Annotated in this window: 14 protein-coding genes and 1 riboswitch; of the genes, 11 read left to right on the forward strand and 3 right to left on the reverse strand. The window is 47.5% G+C overall.

The window, feature by feature from the left end; translation table 11 throughout:
* Positions 1-85 precede the first annotated feature (85 nt).
* Positions 86-1,162, forward strand: a complete 1,077-nt coding sequence (gene namA, locus BLV62_RS18870; protein WP_089763525.1) for an NADPH dehydrogenase NamA — start codon at positions 86-88, stop codon at positions 1,160-1,162.
* Between the two features lie 63 nt (positions 1,163-1,225).
* On the opposite strand, the gene BLV62_RS18875 is transcribed toward namA, so the two are convergent.
* A complete protein-coding gene (locus tag BLV62_RS18875) occupies positions 1,226-2,146 on the reverse strand; it encodes an acyl-CoA desaturase (RefSeq protein WP_089763526.1) in 921 nt (306 codons plus the stop codon).
* 183 nt (positions 2,147-2,329) lie between these two features.
* Here BLV62_RS18875 and BLV62_RS18880 point away from each other — a divergent pair, with 183 nt between their 5' ends.
* From BLV62_RS18880 to BLV62_RS18910, 7 genes are all read left to right on the forward strand, one after another.
* Positions 2,330-2,908, forward strand: coding sequence for an HdeD family acid-resistance protein (locus tag BLV62_RS18880; protein WP_089763527.1), 579 nt, complete (start codon positions 2,330-2,332; stop codon positions 2,906-2,908).
* A gap of 164 nt (positions 2,909-3,072) precedes the next feature.
* Positions 3,073-3,777 carry a hypothetical protein gene (locus BLV62_RS18885; protein ID WP_089763528.1) on the forward strand — a complete coding sequence of 235 codons (705 nt, stop codon included), beginning with the start codon at positions 3,073-3,075 and terminating at the stop codon, positions 3,775-3,777.
* 72 nt (positions 3,778-3,849) lie between these two features.
* A complete protein-coding gene (locus BLV62_RS18890; RefSeq protein ID WP_089763529.1) occupies positions 3,850-4,872 on the forward strand; it encodes a pyridoxal phosphate-dependent aminotransferase in 1,023 nt (340 codons plus the stop codon).
* Positions 4,869-5,804 carry an adenosylcobinamide-phosphate synthase CbiB gene (gene cbiB / locus BLV62_RS18895; protein WP_225889636.1) on the forward strand — a complete coding sequence of 312 codons (936 nt, stop codon included), beginning with the start codon at positions 4,869-4,871 and terminating at the stop codon, positions 5,802-5,804. Before BLV62_RS18890 ends, cbiB begins: the two co-directional genes overlap by 4 nt.
* A gap of 9 nt (positions 5,805-5,813) precedes the next feature.
* On the forward strand, positions 5,814-6,614 hold the full coding sequence (locus BLV62_RS18900; RefSeq protein ID WP_089763531.1) for a Rossmann-fold NAD(P)-binding domain-containing protein: 801 nt from the start codon (positions 5,814-5,816) through the stop codon (positions 6,612-6,614).
* Between the two features lie 128 nt (positions 6,615-6,742).
* Entirely contained in the window at positions 6,743-7,045 is a 303-nt protein-coding gene (locus tag BLV62_RS18905; RefSeq protein ID WP_139170280.1) for a hypothetical protein, read from the forward strand.
* Between the two features lie 48 nt (positions 7,046-7,093).
* Positions 7,094-7,324, forward strand: coding sequence for a hypothetical protein (locus BLV62_RS18910; RefSeq protein ID WP_089763533.1), 231 nt, complete (start codon positions 7,094-7,096; stop codon positions 7,322-7,324).
* 2 nt (positions 7,325-7,326) lie between these two features.
* On the opposite strand, the gene BLV62_RS18915 is transcribed toward BLV62_RS18910, so the two are convergent.
* Both BLV62_RS18915 and BLV62_RS18920 read right to left on the reverse strand, forming a co-directional pair.
* Positions 7,327-8,028, reverse strand: coding sequence for a uracil-DNA glycosylase family protein (locus tag BLV62_RS18915; protein ID WP_225889637.1), 702 nt, complete (start codon positions 8,026-8,028; stop codon positions 7,327-7,329).
* Positions 8,028-10,136 carry an ATP-binding protein gene (locus tag BLV62_RS18920; RefSeq protein ID WP_089763535.1) on the reverse strand — a complete coding sequence of 703 codons (2,109 nt, stop codon included), beginning with the start codon at positions 10,134-10,136 and terminating at the stop codon, positions 8,028-8,030. Before BLV62_RS18920 ends, BLV62_RS18915 begins: the two co-directional genes overlap by 1 nt.
* A 228-nt stretch (positions 10,137-10,364) precedes the next feature.
* Here BLV62_RS18920 and BLV62_RS18925 point away from each other — a divergent pair, with 228 nt between their 5' ends.
* The 3 genes from BLV62_RS18925 to BLV62_RS18935 all read left to right on the forward strand — a co-directional run bounded on the left by BLV62_RS18925 (position 10,365) and on the right by BLV62_RS18935 (position 14,075).
* Positions 10,365-11,558 carry a YdcF family protein gene (locus BLV62_RS18925; RefSeq protein WP_168927908.1) on the forward strand — a complete coding sequence of 398 codons (1,194 nt, stop codon included), beginning with the start codon at positions 10,365-10,367 and terminating at the stop codon, positions 11,556-11,558.
* Positions 11,559-11,609: 51 nt separating this feature from the next.
* Entirely contained in the window at positions 11,610-12,548 is a 939-nt protein-coding gene (locus BLV62_RS18930) for an NAD-dependent epimerase/dehydratase family protein (protein WP_089763537.1), read from the forward strand.
* A 74-nt stretch (positions 12,549-12,622) separates the two neighbouring features.
* Positions 12,623-12,729, forward strand: a riboswitch (SAM riboswitch).
* A gap of 152 nt (positions 12,730-12,881) precedes the next feature.
* Positions 12,882-14,075, forward strand: a complete 1,194-nt coding sequence (locus BLV62_RS18935; RefSeq protein WP_089763590.1) for a trans-sulfuration enzyme family protein — start codon at positions 12,882-12,884, stop codon at positions 14,073-14,075.
* Positions 14,076-14,083 lie beyond the last annotated feature (8 nt).

A 14,083-nucleotide genomic window follows, 5' to 3' on the forward strand; every position in this document is an offset into this window, starting at 1 on the left:
AATATGTTGAGGCTGGTTTTTGTTAAAATGGATTTAAAAGTCTTTTTATCAAGATTGTTTAATTTTAGAAAGATAAAAGAGATATATGTCAAACTTGTTTAGTCCACTTCAGCTTGGAAACGTTACGTTACGGAATCGTATAACCGTGTCGCCTATGTGCGAATATTCATCGGAGGATGGTTTTGCCAGCAACTGGCATTTAGTTCATTTAGGCAGCAGGGCGGTAGGAGGGGCTGGCCTGATCCTGACAGAAGCTACTGCCGTATCGCCGGAAGGAAGGATATCCAAATACGACCTGGGGATCTGGAAAGATGAACATATAACAAAACTGAAGGAGATCACTGCTTTTATTCATGAACAGGGAGCGGTAGCGGGCATACAGCTGGCGCATGCAGGCAGGAAAGCCAGTACTGTCAGGCCCTGGGAAGGCAGCAAAGCGTTGCCTCCCGAGGAAGGCGGCTGGCAGGTGTATGCACCCAGCGCTATTCCATTCAACGACGTATATCCTCACCCGGAAGCCCTCAGTATCGACGGTATCAGGAAAGTGACCGGCGATTTCCGGGAAGCGGCAGTAAGGGCACAGAAAGCGGGCTTTAAAGTGATCGAGATCCATGCGGCTCACGGTTACCTGATCCATAATTTCCTGTCGCCGCTTAGTAATACCAGGACCGACGAATACGGCGGCTCATTCGAGAACCGTAGCCGGGTGTTGCTGGAAATCGTGGCTGCGGTCCGCGAAGTATGGCCCAAACCATTGCCGCTGATCGTCCGTATTTCGGCCACCGATTGGGCGGAAGGCGGGTGGAACATCGGGGAATCAGTACAACTGGCGTCGATTTTAAAAGAACGGGGCGTAGACCTCATCGACTGTTCGTCAGGCGGCCTGGCCGCACATCAGAAGATCAGTGTGGGGCCGCTGTACCAGGTTCCTTTTGCGGAAAGGATCAGGAAAGATTCGGGGATTATGACAGGGGCGGTAGGGCTTATCACCACTGCCGAAGAAGCTGCGTCGATCATCGACAGCGGGAAAGCCGACCTGGTGCTGATGGCAAGAGAACTGCTGCGGGACCCTTATTTCCCGTTGCATGCTGCCCAGGCGCTGGGAGCGGAGATTGCCTGGCCTGTACAATATGAAAGGGCGAAACCGAGGAAGGCGCATTAACCATTGTTGCATAAAAAAAGCAGGACTGTTACAGCCCTGCTTTTTTCTTTCTTTATAATATTCTCAGACCACTTCTTCTACCTGTATCTTAGCGGTAGGAGTGGCTTTCATATCTTTCAGCTTATTGCTGTTCTTCACTTTTGCGGGCACAGGTCTGATCTCCCAGATTATGCCGAAAAATCCTAATGTTTTCAGTACATAATAGGTAATGTCAAACTCCCACCAGTAAAAGCCCTGGCGTGCAGCGCTCTGGTAGTAGTGGTGGTTGTTATGCCATCCTTCTCCCAGTGTTACCAGCGCAAGGATAGCGCTGTTGCGGGATTCATCTCCTGTATAATATCTTTTATTGCCAATTTTGTGCATCAGTGAGTTAATAGTGAAAGTACCATGGTAGAGGATCACTGTGCTCAGGAAGAAGCCAATAAGAAGGGTCGACAACCCTGCTGTCCAATCGAACCATCCTGTCCCGTTCACTTTATTACCAACGAAATACACGGCAATTGCCAGTACAACGGCAGGAACCATGTGGTACTTGTTCAGCCATACCAGTTCTTTAGCTTTATGGTCTTTGATCAGGTCCCAACGGGTAGGTTTATATTCAGGCCCCATGATCCAGCCGATATGGGCGTACCAGAAGCCATATACGTTAGCCGAGTGAGGATCTTCAGGAGTATCGCTGTGTTTATGGTGAATACGGTGATTGGCAGACCACCATAAAGCGCCTTTCTGAAGACTGCTTTGTGCGCCGCCTGCAAGTATAAACTGGAAGAATCGCGACGTTTTAAAGGCGCGATGAGAGAAATAACGATGGTAACCCGCTGTTACAAAAAACATGCGTACAACATATAACACCCCGCACAAGATCCAGTCAAACGCTGTAGTGCCGGTAAAAAATGCTAACAAGGGCACTGCGTGGATGCCCAGGAAGTCTACTTGATGCCACCAGTTTGGTGACTTTCTGTCTTGCTTGATCGCCTTATTCATTCCGCAAAATTAATTTCCATCTATGGTTTATTCTATGATTTTAATCATCCGGGGAAATTTAAAATCATCAGACAAAGGTAAGCCCTTTCGCCGGTTTTTCCCGGTTATGTTTAAGCGAACTTTTTAACAAAGAGGGTGTTAGATGTCATAGAACTTTCCTTTTCTCACCTTAAAGTCTTAAATATGTCTGAATTCCTTTCTGCTGTTAAAAATAACGTCAAATACTGGTGGCTGTACCTGTTGAACGGCATCATATTTCTCATCGCCGGCTTCATCGTATTTTCGAACCCCTTCAGCAGTTATGTACTGTTAAGCATCTTTTTCGCTGTCACCTTCTTTATTACAGGGATCTTTGAGATAATTTTCGCTGTCAGCAACCGGCATAGCCATAACGGGTGGGGCTGGTCGCTCGCTTCAGGGATTATTGACGTAGTGCTGGGCACGATCCTTATGTTATACCCCGCTATCAGCATGGCGGTGATCCCCCTGTTCCTGGCGTTCTGGTTCATGTTCAGGGGAATAGCGCTGATAGGCTTTTCCATACAGTTGTCCACTGATCGCATACCCAACTGGGGTTGGGTACTGGTAGGAGGCATAGGGTTAATAATTATTTCAATATGCATCCTTGACAACCCGGCCCTGGGAGTGGCCGCAATACTGGGCCTTATGGCCGCCGCATTCTGGGTGACCGGCATATTCAGCATCATATTCGCATTCCGCCTGAAACATGTAAAAAGAGAGATGAGAAAACTGGGCGTATAACAGTACTTATTTGCGCAAAAGAGGCAGGCTGGCCAAACCCACGGTTTAGGTCAGCCTGCCTCTTTTAATGCCTGGCTTTGTCAGAATCGTTTCCGTTCGTATATTTAAGATTTCCTAAATGTTTTAGCCTGATGAGAATGTGCCGTCTAAGTCTCCTTGTCATAATGCTATTGCTTGGTTTTATTGTAAAAGGCAGTGCTCAGCACGCCGATAGTTCACTGACCGCGGAAAAGGTACTGCAACGATATATAGACGCGTGTGGAGGCGCTGCATCGCTTCAGGCGGTGAACGATTTCACGTTTAAGGTAACCGGCAAAGCCTACGGCAGGAAGGTGAACATTATCATTAGAGGAAAAAGACCCGGTAAATATTTGCAGGAGATCAACCTGCAAAAGGGGCATAAACCTTTTTCCAAGGTGGTGGTGCTGGGCGATAGCATCCGTTTGACCAACTACGGCAAACAGGTGCCTGTCAGCAACCGGTTGAGGAATGTGTACAAAAGCAGGAGCCAGTTCTTTCCGGAGCTGGGTTATCTCTCGCCCGACAATATGACGAAGCTGGAATTATCACCGCAGCCGGAAAATGTGAAGGGAAACCCAGCATACGTAATAACGATCGCCACCATCGACGGCGTTATACTCCGCAATTACTACGACGTGAAAACCGGGTATAAAGTATTATCTGTAATGCTGTCGGGGCAGGAAGAAGATGTGCCGGAAATATCGACAGAGCTGGACGATTACAGGACTGTTGGAAAAATAAAACTGCCGTTCTATTTCCGGAACAGCAGCAATAATAAAGTAACAGTGGAAGCCGTGTTAAAAAAAGTTGACATAAACACCGGCCTGGAAAACGATCAGTTTAAATAACGCAAGTCCGGTGAACTTCCTGGCCTTATTGCTGTTTATAAAGGCACGCTGGAATAATTAATACATTGCGCTATGATCAGAGGACATGGAGATGACAGGTATCAGTTTGATCTGCCTGTTAAAGCAGATTTTAGTTCTAATGTCTGGTATGCAGGGATGCGTAAAGAGCTGAAAGCATATCTTGCTGAACAGATCGGTGAAGTGGATCATTATCCCGATCCCGGGGCCGCCGGGCTCCAGCAGAAGCTGGAGCGATCACTGGATCTGCCGGCCGATGCCGTACTCGTTACCAATGGAGGAACAGAAGCCATATATCTCGTTGCGCAGGCATTTGCCGGCGCCACGGTAACCATAGTAGAGCCAACGTTTGCAGAATACGAGGATGCCTGTAAACTTTATAAACACCAGATCCAGTATTTATCCTGGGAGAAGCTGAACAGCGAAACAGCTTTCAGCACAGATATGGTATTTATCTGCAATCCCAACAATCCAACCGGGCAGGCCATCGACGAGCATTCGCTTGAACGGTTGATCAACCATAATAAACATACCGTCTTTATTGTAGATGAGGCTTATATCCAATTTACGCATCATACCACTTCATTAATACCTTTGCTGAAGCGGTTGCCAAATGTGCTGGTCCTGCGTTCATTGACGAAATCCTGCTGTATACCGGGCCTGAGGCTGGGTTATATAGCGGGCCGGAAACAACTGCTGGAAAGAGTACGGGCGTTCAGGATGCCATGGTCTGTTAATACCCTGGCACTTGCAGCGGGTGACTATATCTTAGCGCATCCGACAGCATTTGAAGTGAAACGGGAAACTTTATTGGAAGAAACCTATCAACTATGGGAAGGCATCCGCAAAATGCCTGAATTTAAAGTGATGCCAACGCATACACACTACTTCTTATTCGAAACATTAACAGGAACCGCAGAAGCATTAAAAATGTGGTTGCTGGAACAACATGGGCTTCTCATCCGCGACGCCTCCAATTTTTACGGGCTGGGCCCCGGTCATTGCCGGGTTGCCTGCCAAAAGCCCGAACATAATAAACTATTGATAGCTGCATTACGCAAATGGACCTTATCTTGAAATTCGTATTGCCGTTACTGTTAGGTTACCTGTTGGACCTCTGCATCGGCGATCCAAAAACCTGGCCTCATCCTGTTCAGTATTTTGGGCGACTGATCCAAAAAGGAACACAGCTTTTAAACAAAGGGAAACACAGGCTGCTGAAAGGCGCATTCCTGGCCCTGTTCTTATGTGCGGCCACTTATTGTTTCTTCTGGTATGCACAACATCTCCTGGCCAGGTGGCCGGTAGCGGAGTATTGTTTTGCCACGCTCTTCGTATTCTTTGGACTGGCTAACAAAAGCCTGCTGCAGGAAGGCGAGCGGGTGTTCAAGGCACTGGATAAAGAAGGGCTGGAGGCTGGCCGCAAACAGCTGTCTAATATCGTGGGCCGCGATACGCGGGTGCTTTCTTCCCAGCAGGTGCGGATAGCAGTATTGGAATCCATGTCCGAGAACCTGAGCGACGGGGTAGTAGCCCCCTTGATATTCTATGCTTTCCTCGGGGTGCCCGGCATGATGCTCTACAAAATGATCAATACCTTGGATTCGATGATCGGGTACAGGAATGAAACCTATTACCTGTTTGGCCGCGTGGCCGCCAGGTTGGACGATATCGCCAATTTTATCCCTGCACGCATTACCGCCTTCCTGATGATCATGTTATACGGCAGCAGCAGGGCAGGCCATTTTGTGCTGAAATATGGCAGCGCACATGCCAGCCCTAATTCCGGCTACCCCGAAGCAGCGCTGGCAGGAATACTGGATTGCCGGTTCGGAGGAGCTAATGTATACCAGGGAAGGCTGGTGGTAAAGCCATACATAGGGGAGAACGACAGGATGGTAAACGACCGCGATTTCAAAAAAGTGAAATGGATCAATCACTCCGTTACCTTTGTGGTAGTGATAATGATAGCGTCGGTAGGCGCATATTTTATATGGTTGGGAATTTAAATAACGTGCATGTATAAACGGATCAGCATATTGAGCTGCGGATGGGTAGGGTTGGCGCTGGCTAACAGGTTAAGAGATGCGGGGTACCTGGTTAAAGGCGCCAGGACAACGGAAGAAGGAGCGGCTGCATTAACGCAAACAGGATTGGAAGGGTACCGCGTATGGCTTTCGCCCGGTGAATTGCAGATGCCGGAAGATTTCCTGGAAACAGACTGCCTGGTCATCGCCGTTCCTCCACGTATGCAACGCGGAAACGATGCACATACCCGGGAAATGGAGTTGCTGGTGAACAGGTTGAAAAGCGCGGGTATCCCGCAGTTGATCTTCATCAGCTCAACGGCGGTTTATGCTGCAACGGCAGGAGTGGTAACGGAAGAAGATACAGACTGGCCTGCTACCCCTAATGGACAGGCATTAAGAACCGTCGAAACCTGGTTGCTCGATAACTTTAATGCAACGGTGCTGAGGCCGGGAGGACTGGTAGGGTACGACCGCCTGCCAAGGGCGTCGCGCCTGCAATCCCTGCCTGATACTGTTGCCCAACCCATGAACGTTGTACACCGCGACGACCTGGTTGCGGTTATTGAACGCCTGGTGGAAACGCCCCAACCCGGCGAAATATTCAACGTCTGCGCCGGCAGGCATCCTATCAGGTACGCCTATTACGAAAAAGCCGCCGCCAAACTGGGTATTGCGTTGCCGCCGTTGCCGGGTAACGGGCGTGCGGAAGGTAAGATCGTCGTCTCCGCCAAACTTTTACGAATGCTAAACTACCGCTTCAGGTATGATGATCCCATGGAGTTGGTGTAATACTGCTTTTAGCTTTTTCTTAGGTAGAAATAATTGTTCACAAATACTAAAATGCCTATATTAGATGATCTCGCTTTAGCGAACCATTAAAAGATACTGTTTATCTCAAATCTAAACCTAGTAAAACCGTGAATCTGCTGTTACTTAGCCTTTCTGTTATGGCTATTTGGCTGATGTTCTCCATTTACCGGAGTTACCGCCGCAGGAAAGCGGATATGTTCCTGCCGGTAAGATCCGCCAGCATTATCAGGATCCGCAGCTACAAATCTTTTGGTATCCTTGCCACTATCCGGTTCAAAGATGAAAAAGCGCCAAAGGTCGGCGACCGCCTGTGCGAACAGGGAAGCATTTACCAGATCACAGGAGTGGTTGCTCCTGATCAGTCTGCACAGCTTACCGGAACCTGGGACTGCCGGCTCGTTAAAGTTTAAGACAGCTGGTCTGAGGTTTGCATAATTGTGTGAAAAAACTCAGATCTTATGGACGCTTTTATGATTAAAATTCCAGGGGGCCGGTTTTACGTGCATCCCTGGTCATTAGACCGGTTTGCCGTAAATGTTGACGGCGAGGAAGTTGTATTGGAAACCGATGAAGACGGGTATGTACGCGCTCCCGGAGCTACCTGGAAAGGAGGGCGGTTCAGCATGGGGCTATTAAATAATATTGCGGCGGCAATTGACAACTGGCGACGCAAAAATTCCCCATTTTGAGGCTACCTGTAGGCGTTAAATGCATCTATATACCTGGAGACGTATTCAGATTTGCTCCTGGATTTATATTGCATAACGAAGCGGGGATGCTCCAGCGGCACAATTTCTTTGAAGAAACGCTCCTTGTCATTTAATGCCTTCAGGAACCCCGCATTTTTACCTGTGCCCATACAAAAACAGACGTCTTTGTTAATATTCCAGGTCAGCTGCTCGCGCAAACTATCCACGATAAAGCCATATGCCGCTTTGGTAAGCGCGGAGCTGTCGTAATAATTATAATTTACTTCTTTACCACCTGGTTTCAGGGACGTAAACCCCAGCGGGCATACGGAGCTGATGTAAAAATCTTTATAGAATTTTTTTACTCCTCCATAAGCCTCTATCACATCATAAACAAAAACGGAGGAAGGCTCATAGGTTTTCACTCCTTTAACTTCTATCCCGCATTTTTCTTTTAACCGCGTGGTATCGGAAAACGGAACGCCGGTAGTGCCGGAACCAAACCTGCCGGGATTAATACCCAGTATCAGCCTGCGTTCGTGCGTATCGTGATAGAATTTCCTGTAAAAAGTGCTCATGACTTCCAATATCTGCCCCGGCTCTTTAAACGGGTTCATTACCCGGATCCCTGCGGGCAGTTTTCCCGGGAAATGCAAATGACTATTGAAGCTAATGATCTGCTGATCTATCGTTATAGGGTTCATCAGGCGGTTTGGGAATGTTTATTGATCTTTTCCAGGATTTCTTCCTCCCGGTATGGTTTCGTGATATAATCATTCAGGCCGGATCTCAGGTACAGTTCAATATCTTCTTCCAAAACATTACCGGTGATGGCAATGATAGTCACGCCTGCCTTCCCCGGGTCTGGAAGTTTCCTGATAAGTTGAGCTAATGTAAGCCCGTCAATACCCGGAAGATCAATATCTGTAAGCACAAAATCGAATTCTTCCGCCTGGTAAACGGCAAAGGCTTCCTCGGCGCTGGACACGATCTTAAAGGACGCCTGCAGCTTGGTCAGCATCAGGTTCAGAAGCTTCTGGTTAAGTATACTGTCTTCTACTACTAATAGCCTTACATGGGAAGGTATTACGGTAGTACTGGGAGTTTTTGACACGGGGATAATTATTTTTTTGGTTGCCGGAACCTGGTTAGCCGGCAAATAAGTAATTTCAAAACTAAAGGTGGTGCCTTTACCCGGAAAACTATCAGCATGAATTTTACCCTTATGCAATTCGATGATCTTTTGGGTAATATTTAATCCTAATCCGCTCCCTTTCTGGTAATGGTCCTTCCCCTGGGTATAAGCGTTAAACATCAAAGGTAACTCTTTGTGGGAAATACCGGGTCCTGTATCTTTAATACTAACCTGCAACAGGCTGTCGTCTCTCAGGTAGGCGGTCAGTTTCACCTCGCCTTTATCCGTATACTTGATGGCGTTTGCCAACAGGTTGGTAACAACCTGCTTTAACCGGAAAGAATCTCCTACCACCAGTTTAGAACTCGGAAAATAAATGTTCACCTCAAAGTTCAGCCCTTTTTCCGCGGCCTGGATAGAGAGGGTATTGGTCACTTCTTCAATGGCTGTACGGGGCGAAAATTTCTCCTTTTTCAGGATAGGCTCGTTCGCCTCGATGCGGGAGTAGTCCAACACGTTGTTCACCACCTGCAACAACATTTCGGCCGAGTGCTGGATAGCTTTGATATAAGGTTGATCCGGCGCCAGCAGCCTGGCAAACCCGATCAGCGACTGTACAGGCGTCCTGATCTCGTGGCTGATAGTAGCAGCGAAATCACTTTTCTGCCGGGCCAGTTGTTCCGCCTGGCGTTTCGCTTTCAGCAACGCCATGTCATACCTGTAGAGGCGTACGATTCCGAAAATGATAATACCCGCCAGCAGGAGGATCAGAGGGATCTCCCAGTAATTATGTTTGTTAAGCTGGTATAAAGAAGTTTGTGCTTCGGCAGTGAGCTGTGTTCTCCGCTCTGCTGCAGCTACCCTTATTTCCTGCTGCAGATCCGACAGGAAGGAGAGGAGGTTGCTGAACAGTTTTTCGTTGGAAGTGACGAGAAGGTATTCTTTCTCCCTCAACTGCTGGTGACTGGTCACTGCATCTTTCAGGAACTTGTTATAAGCTCGTTGAATATCTTTCAGCTGGGCGGCAGTAAATGTTTTGTTGCTGCCCGGGTCCTGGTAGGTGATGATCTGCACCTGTTTGTTGGTATCTTCCTTCGGTTTATTGCTGATCGCATCTCTTATACGGCCCAGCAACGCCTTTTTACTCTTGCTTTGCTTTGTGATGGCCGTAACCAGGGTGTCCGCCTTCACGGGGGTGCTGATCTTCGGGGCAATGCTGCCCAGCTGCCTCAAAGGAGGAGGGATAGGAGCAGTGGTATCCCAGTTTTCCGACATAGAGAGCAGGGAATCTACATAACGTTTGGATTCCAGGAACAAAGTAGCCGCCTTCTGTTTGTTCGACAACAGCCGGTTAACCGTGTGCTTGTTGGATTGCTCCATAGCGCTGTCTATATGCCGGGCTACCCGTTGTAATTTCTGCGTATAGTCGTTGAGGTAAGTTCGGTCGTACGTAATGGTATACAAACGAAAGCTATTATCGGCCGAGTATAACAACTGTATGGATTTATCTATATGTTCGGCTTCCTGGCTGTTATTGCCTAAATTTTGTACTACTAATCCTAATTGTTGCGATTCCTGTCGGCGTACCGAGATGATCATAAAAAATGTCAGGAGAACGATCACCATTATCGTCAACATGGCGTAGCGCACATAAGCCTTTTCCTGTGAGGTGTGCATGACGTCAAATAACTTGGAATTTCCTTGTTTGTTAAGGCGCCAAAAATAACAGATTTTTCTGACGCAACTAAAAGATTATCAATCATGAACAATGCGTATGGATATGTTTTTTGGATAGAGATATATACGTATTATAGTTATTTTAATGATATTAATATTTTTTATATGTGGTGAATTTTTTAAGAGGATGACCGTTCTATGTTGTACTTTGTATTTAAATTATCCGGCATGTTGCGCTGTTTTTTCTTTATTGGATTTCTCGTTATTTCCCTTTCTGTCCATTGTCAGTCGACCTACCCCGATCCTCATTACCAATTCAGATCAAGCGGTGATAAGCTCCAGGACAGGAACTTCTATTTCTTTACTTTATTGCAGACGCTCCCTATCTCCAGGCAGCTGGAAACCGATACCGGCCTGGCCAGGTTGGGAAAGGCATACGAACAGGTGCGGCTGCTGACCTCTGAAGAAATAAAACAGGCAGGCGATGCCCTGGAAAGAGTGATGCAGCAATATCCCTCGCCGGCTGCTCAACTGATCGATGAAATGCGCAAAAGCGGGCTGTTTCAATTGTATGAAAAGGAAGAGGATAAAACTTTTCTCCGAAAGAGTTGGGAGAACACGGCAGACGCTATCAATTACATCGTCAACGGCTATGCAAATAACCTCGGTATGCGTTACCCTGCAATAGATTCGGCTTCAGCGTATGTATTATCGCCCGCCTACAAAACAACCGTGCAAACCTTGGCAGGTAAAATTAAGAAGGAGAAACATAAACTCTTTTTCCAACCTGCGATGAAAACAGCGCTGGGATTGCTCCGGTTAGCCAAAAGAACGGAAGCTATCAGCTATGAACCGCTGGAGCAGACTTTAAATAAGCAAACGATTGCCACATTCCCCGCAACGGATTGGGATAAATACCCTTATCCTGTTATGCTGGTTTTGGGTGCAAGTCCCTCCGGTACGGAAGCCATCAGCGATATGGCCAAAAGCCGCTGCGCCATAGCCGCTAAATTATACGAGCAAAAGCTGGCGCCGTATATTATTGTAAGTGGCGGACATGTAAGGCCTCCCGGTACCCGCTATGCAGAAGGAATTGAAATGAAGCGGTACCTGACAACAGAACTGAAAGTACCTGCCAACGCAATACTCGTTGATCCGTATGCCCGGCACACTACCACCAATATAAGAAACGCCGTACGCATCATGTGGCGTTCCGGCATGCCGGTCGATAAACGGATGATGTGCGTTTCCGATACCTGGCACCTCTTATACGTGAACAGCCCTTTGTTCATACAACGTTGCCAGACCGAACTGGGATATACGCCCATGAACAAGATCAAGCAGGAAGATACCAGTTACCTCACCTTCCTGCCCGACCTGACCTCTTTGCATGCAGATCCGCATGAGCCGCTGGATCCGTGATACAATATTTTGAATCCTAAACCGTCTTCTTATTAAAACCTAAAAACACTTATGGGAACAACTTCAACACAACCGCTTTACACAATACTTGGAGCCGGCGGGGTGATCGCTAACGAATTGACTAAAACGTTAATTGAAAACAATAAACAGGTACGGTTGGTTAGCCGTTCTCCCAAATCAGTGGCAGGAGTAACAGACCTGGTAGCTGCCGATCTTACCGATGCCGCTTCCGTAAACAACGCCGTTGCAGGCAGTTCCGTGGTGTTTTTAACAGCAGGGTTGAAATATGATATTAAAGTTTGGAAGCGCGACTGGCCGGTGATCATGACCAACGTGATCAATGCCTGTAAAAACGCCGGCGCTAAACTGATCTTCTTCGATAACGTGTATTCGTATGGGTTAGTTGAAGGACCTATGACGGAAGAAACGCCTTACAGGCCCTCCAGCAAAAAGGGAGAAGTAAGGGCCGCCATCGCCACTCAACTGATGAACGAAGTAAAAGCAGGAAATATTACCGCCATTATCGCCCGGTCGGCGGACTTTTATGGTCCCGGCGCCGACAAGACCGGCTTTCTCAATATCCTCATCATCGACAAGTTTAAAAAGAACAGTTCCGCCATGTGGCTGGGACGGGATGATAAGGTGCATAGCTATACCTACACCCCCGATGCAGGAAAAGGGCTGTATCTCCTCTCGCAGGACGATGCTGCCTGGAACCAGGTATGGCATTTACCAACAGCCAACCCGGCTCCCGATGGCAAAGGGTATATTGACCTGATCGCCAAAGAGATGAATGTAAAACCAAAGTATATGAAGCTGGGCGGATTCATGCTGGGCTTATCAGGATTATTTGACACCACCATCCGCGAAATGAAAGAGATGCTGTACCAGAATAATTATGATTACATCTTTGATTCCTCCAAGTTCGAGAAACATTTTAATGTACGCCCAACTCCTTACCAGGAGGGCATTAGGGCGAGTGTTAAATAATAGTCTACAAATTTTGTAGGAAATAAATTTGGTGATTTAATTTTCCTGCTTATCTTTGCACCAGTTCTTTAGATAGCTTATCAAGAAAGGAGGAGGGACATGGCCCTACGATACCTTAGCAACCATCTCTACCTGGTAGAGAAAGGTGCTGCATCCATCCGGGATACCGGGAAGATAAGTCAGATCACTGGTTTTGCAACTACTTTACCCAAGTATATCGTTTTAAAACTCATCTGGCTTCAGGTGAGTTTTTTTTATGCCCCTTTATTTCTGATCAGCTCCGCAGGAACACTGTTTAATCAATTTTTTCATCAAATTTTAAATCAAATCAAGATGAGCAATCTTACTGAATTAATCCACTCTATTCCGGTTGATCCTCAAACCGGGGCCATTGCAGTACCTATTTACCAGACCTCTACTTTTGTGCAGGAGGCGCCTGGAGTGAACAAAGGTTACGACTATGCAAGATCAAATAATCCAACCCGCGAAGCGGCAGAACATATTATCGCAAAACTTGAGAAAGGCGCTGTAGCCGCTGCCTTCTCGAGCGGGCTTGCCGCGATTGACGCCGTTATTAAACTGCTGAAATCCGGAGATGAAATTATTGCGGTAGATGATATTTACGGAGGTGCGTTTCGTTTATTTCATAAAGTATACGAGAAATTCGGTATTAAAGTGACCTATGTAGATACTACCGATACCAATGCCGTACTGAAAGCTATTACCCCCGCCACGCGCCTGATATGGCTTGAAACTCCCACTAACCCCACTTTAAAGATCTCCGATATTGCCGCTATCAGTGAAATCGCCAAAGCGCATCATTGCCTGCTGTGCGTCGACAATACTTTCGCTTCACCGGTTTCCCAACAACCCATTACCCTGGGGGCCGACCTGGTTGTGCACAGCGCTACCAAGTACCTGGGCGGCCACAGCGACCTCATTGCAGGCGTGGTGATCGCGAAAACGCAACAGCTGGGAGAGGAGATCAAATTTTACCAGAACGCCACAGGCGCCATTTTATCACCATTCGATAGTTTCCTGCTCATCAGGGGCATAGAAACATTGCCCCTGCGTATCCGGCAGCATAATGCCAATGCACAGATCGTAGCCGGGTACCTGTCGAAACATCCGGCGGTAGACCAGGTCTTTTATCCAGGCTTAACCTCACACCCGGGGCATGAACTGGCAAAGCGCCAGAGTAAAGGTTTTGGAGGTATTATTTCTTTCACCCTGAAAGACGATAGTATTGAAGCGGCAACAACATTCGTGACTTCTACCAAATACTTTAAACTGGCCGAAAGCCTGGGTGGCATCAAGAGTTTGGTGTCCCATCCGGCCAGCATGACCCACAAATCCATTCCTGCCGAAAAACGTATAGCCGCAGGAGTGAAAGACAGCCTTATCCGTTTGTCTGTTGGGTTGGAAGAGAGCGACGACCTGCTCGCAGACCTGGAGCAGGCTTTTGTTGCCCGCAAAGCAGCAAAGGAGCAAAGAAGTAAAGAATATTGTATTGAGTCGCTTAATTAGCATTATTG

This window comes from Chitinophaga terrae (ex Kim and Jung 2007), assembly GCF_900107795.1.
Lineage (GTDB): Bacteria > Bacteroidota > Bacteroidia > Chitinophagales > Chitinophagaceae > Chitinophaga > Chitinophaga terrae.

Bases quoted from the DNA above. Each gene is read 5' to 3' on its own strand.
- namA (WP_089763525.1), top strand. From the start codon at position 86: ATGTCAAACTTGTTTAGTCCACTTCAGCTTGGAAACGTTACGTTACGG.
- BLV62_RS18875 (WP_089763526.1), bottom strand. From the start codon at position 2,146: ATGAATAAGGCGATCAAGCAAGACAGAAAGTCACCAAACTGGTGGCAT.
- BLV62_RS18880 (WP_089763527.1), top strand. From the start codon at position 2,330: ATGTCTGAATTCCTTTCTGCTGTTAAAAATAACGTCAAATACTGGTGG.
- BLV62_RS18885 (WP_089763528.1), top strand. From the start codon at position 3,073: ATGCTATTGCTTGGTTTTATTGTAAAAGGCAGTGCTCAGCACGCCGAT.
- BLV62_RS18890 (WP_089763529.1), top strand. From the start codon at position 3,850: ATGATCAGAGGACATGGAGATGACAGGTATCAGTTTGATCTGCCTGTT.
- BLV62_RS18900 (WP_089763531.1), top strand. From the start codon at position 5,814: ATGTATAAACGGATCAGCATATTGAGCTGCGGATGGGTAGGGTTGGCG.
- BLV62_RS18910 (WP_089763533.1), top strand. From the start codon at position 7,094: ATGGACGCTTTTATGATTAAAATTCCAGGGGGCCGGTTTTACGTGCAT.
- BLV62_RS18915 (WP_225889637.1), bottom strand. From the start codon at position 8,028: ATGAACCCTATAACGATAGATCAGCAGATCATTAGCTTCAATAGTCAT.
- BLV62_RS18920 (WP_089763535.1), bottom strand. From the start codon at position 10,136: ATGCACACCTCACAGGAAAAGGCTTATGTGCGCTACGCCATGTTGACG.
- BLV62_RS18925 (WP_168927908.1), top strand. From the start codon at position 10,365: ATGTTGCGCTGTTTTTTCTTTATTGGATTTCTCGTTATTTCCCTTTCT.
- BLV62_RS18930 (WP_089763537.1), top strand. From the start codon at position 11,610: ATGGGAACAACTTCAACACAACCGCTTTACACAATACTTGGAGCCGGC.
- BLV62_RS18935 (WP_089763590.1), top strand. From the start codon at position 12,882: ATGAGCAATCTTACTGAATTAATCCACTCTATTCCGGTTGATCCTCAA.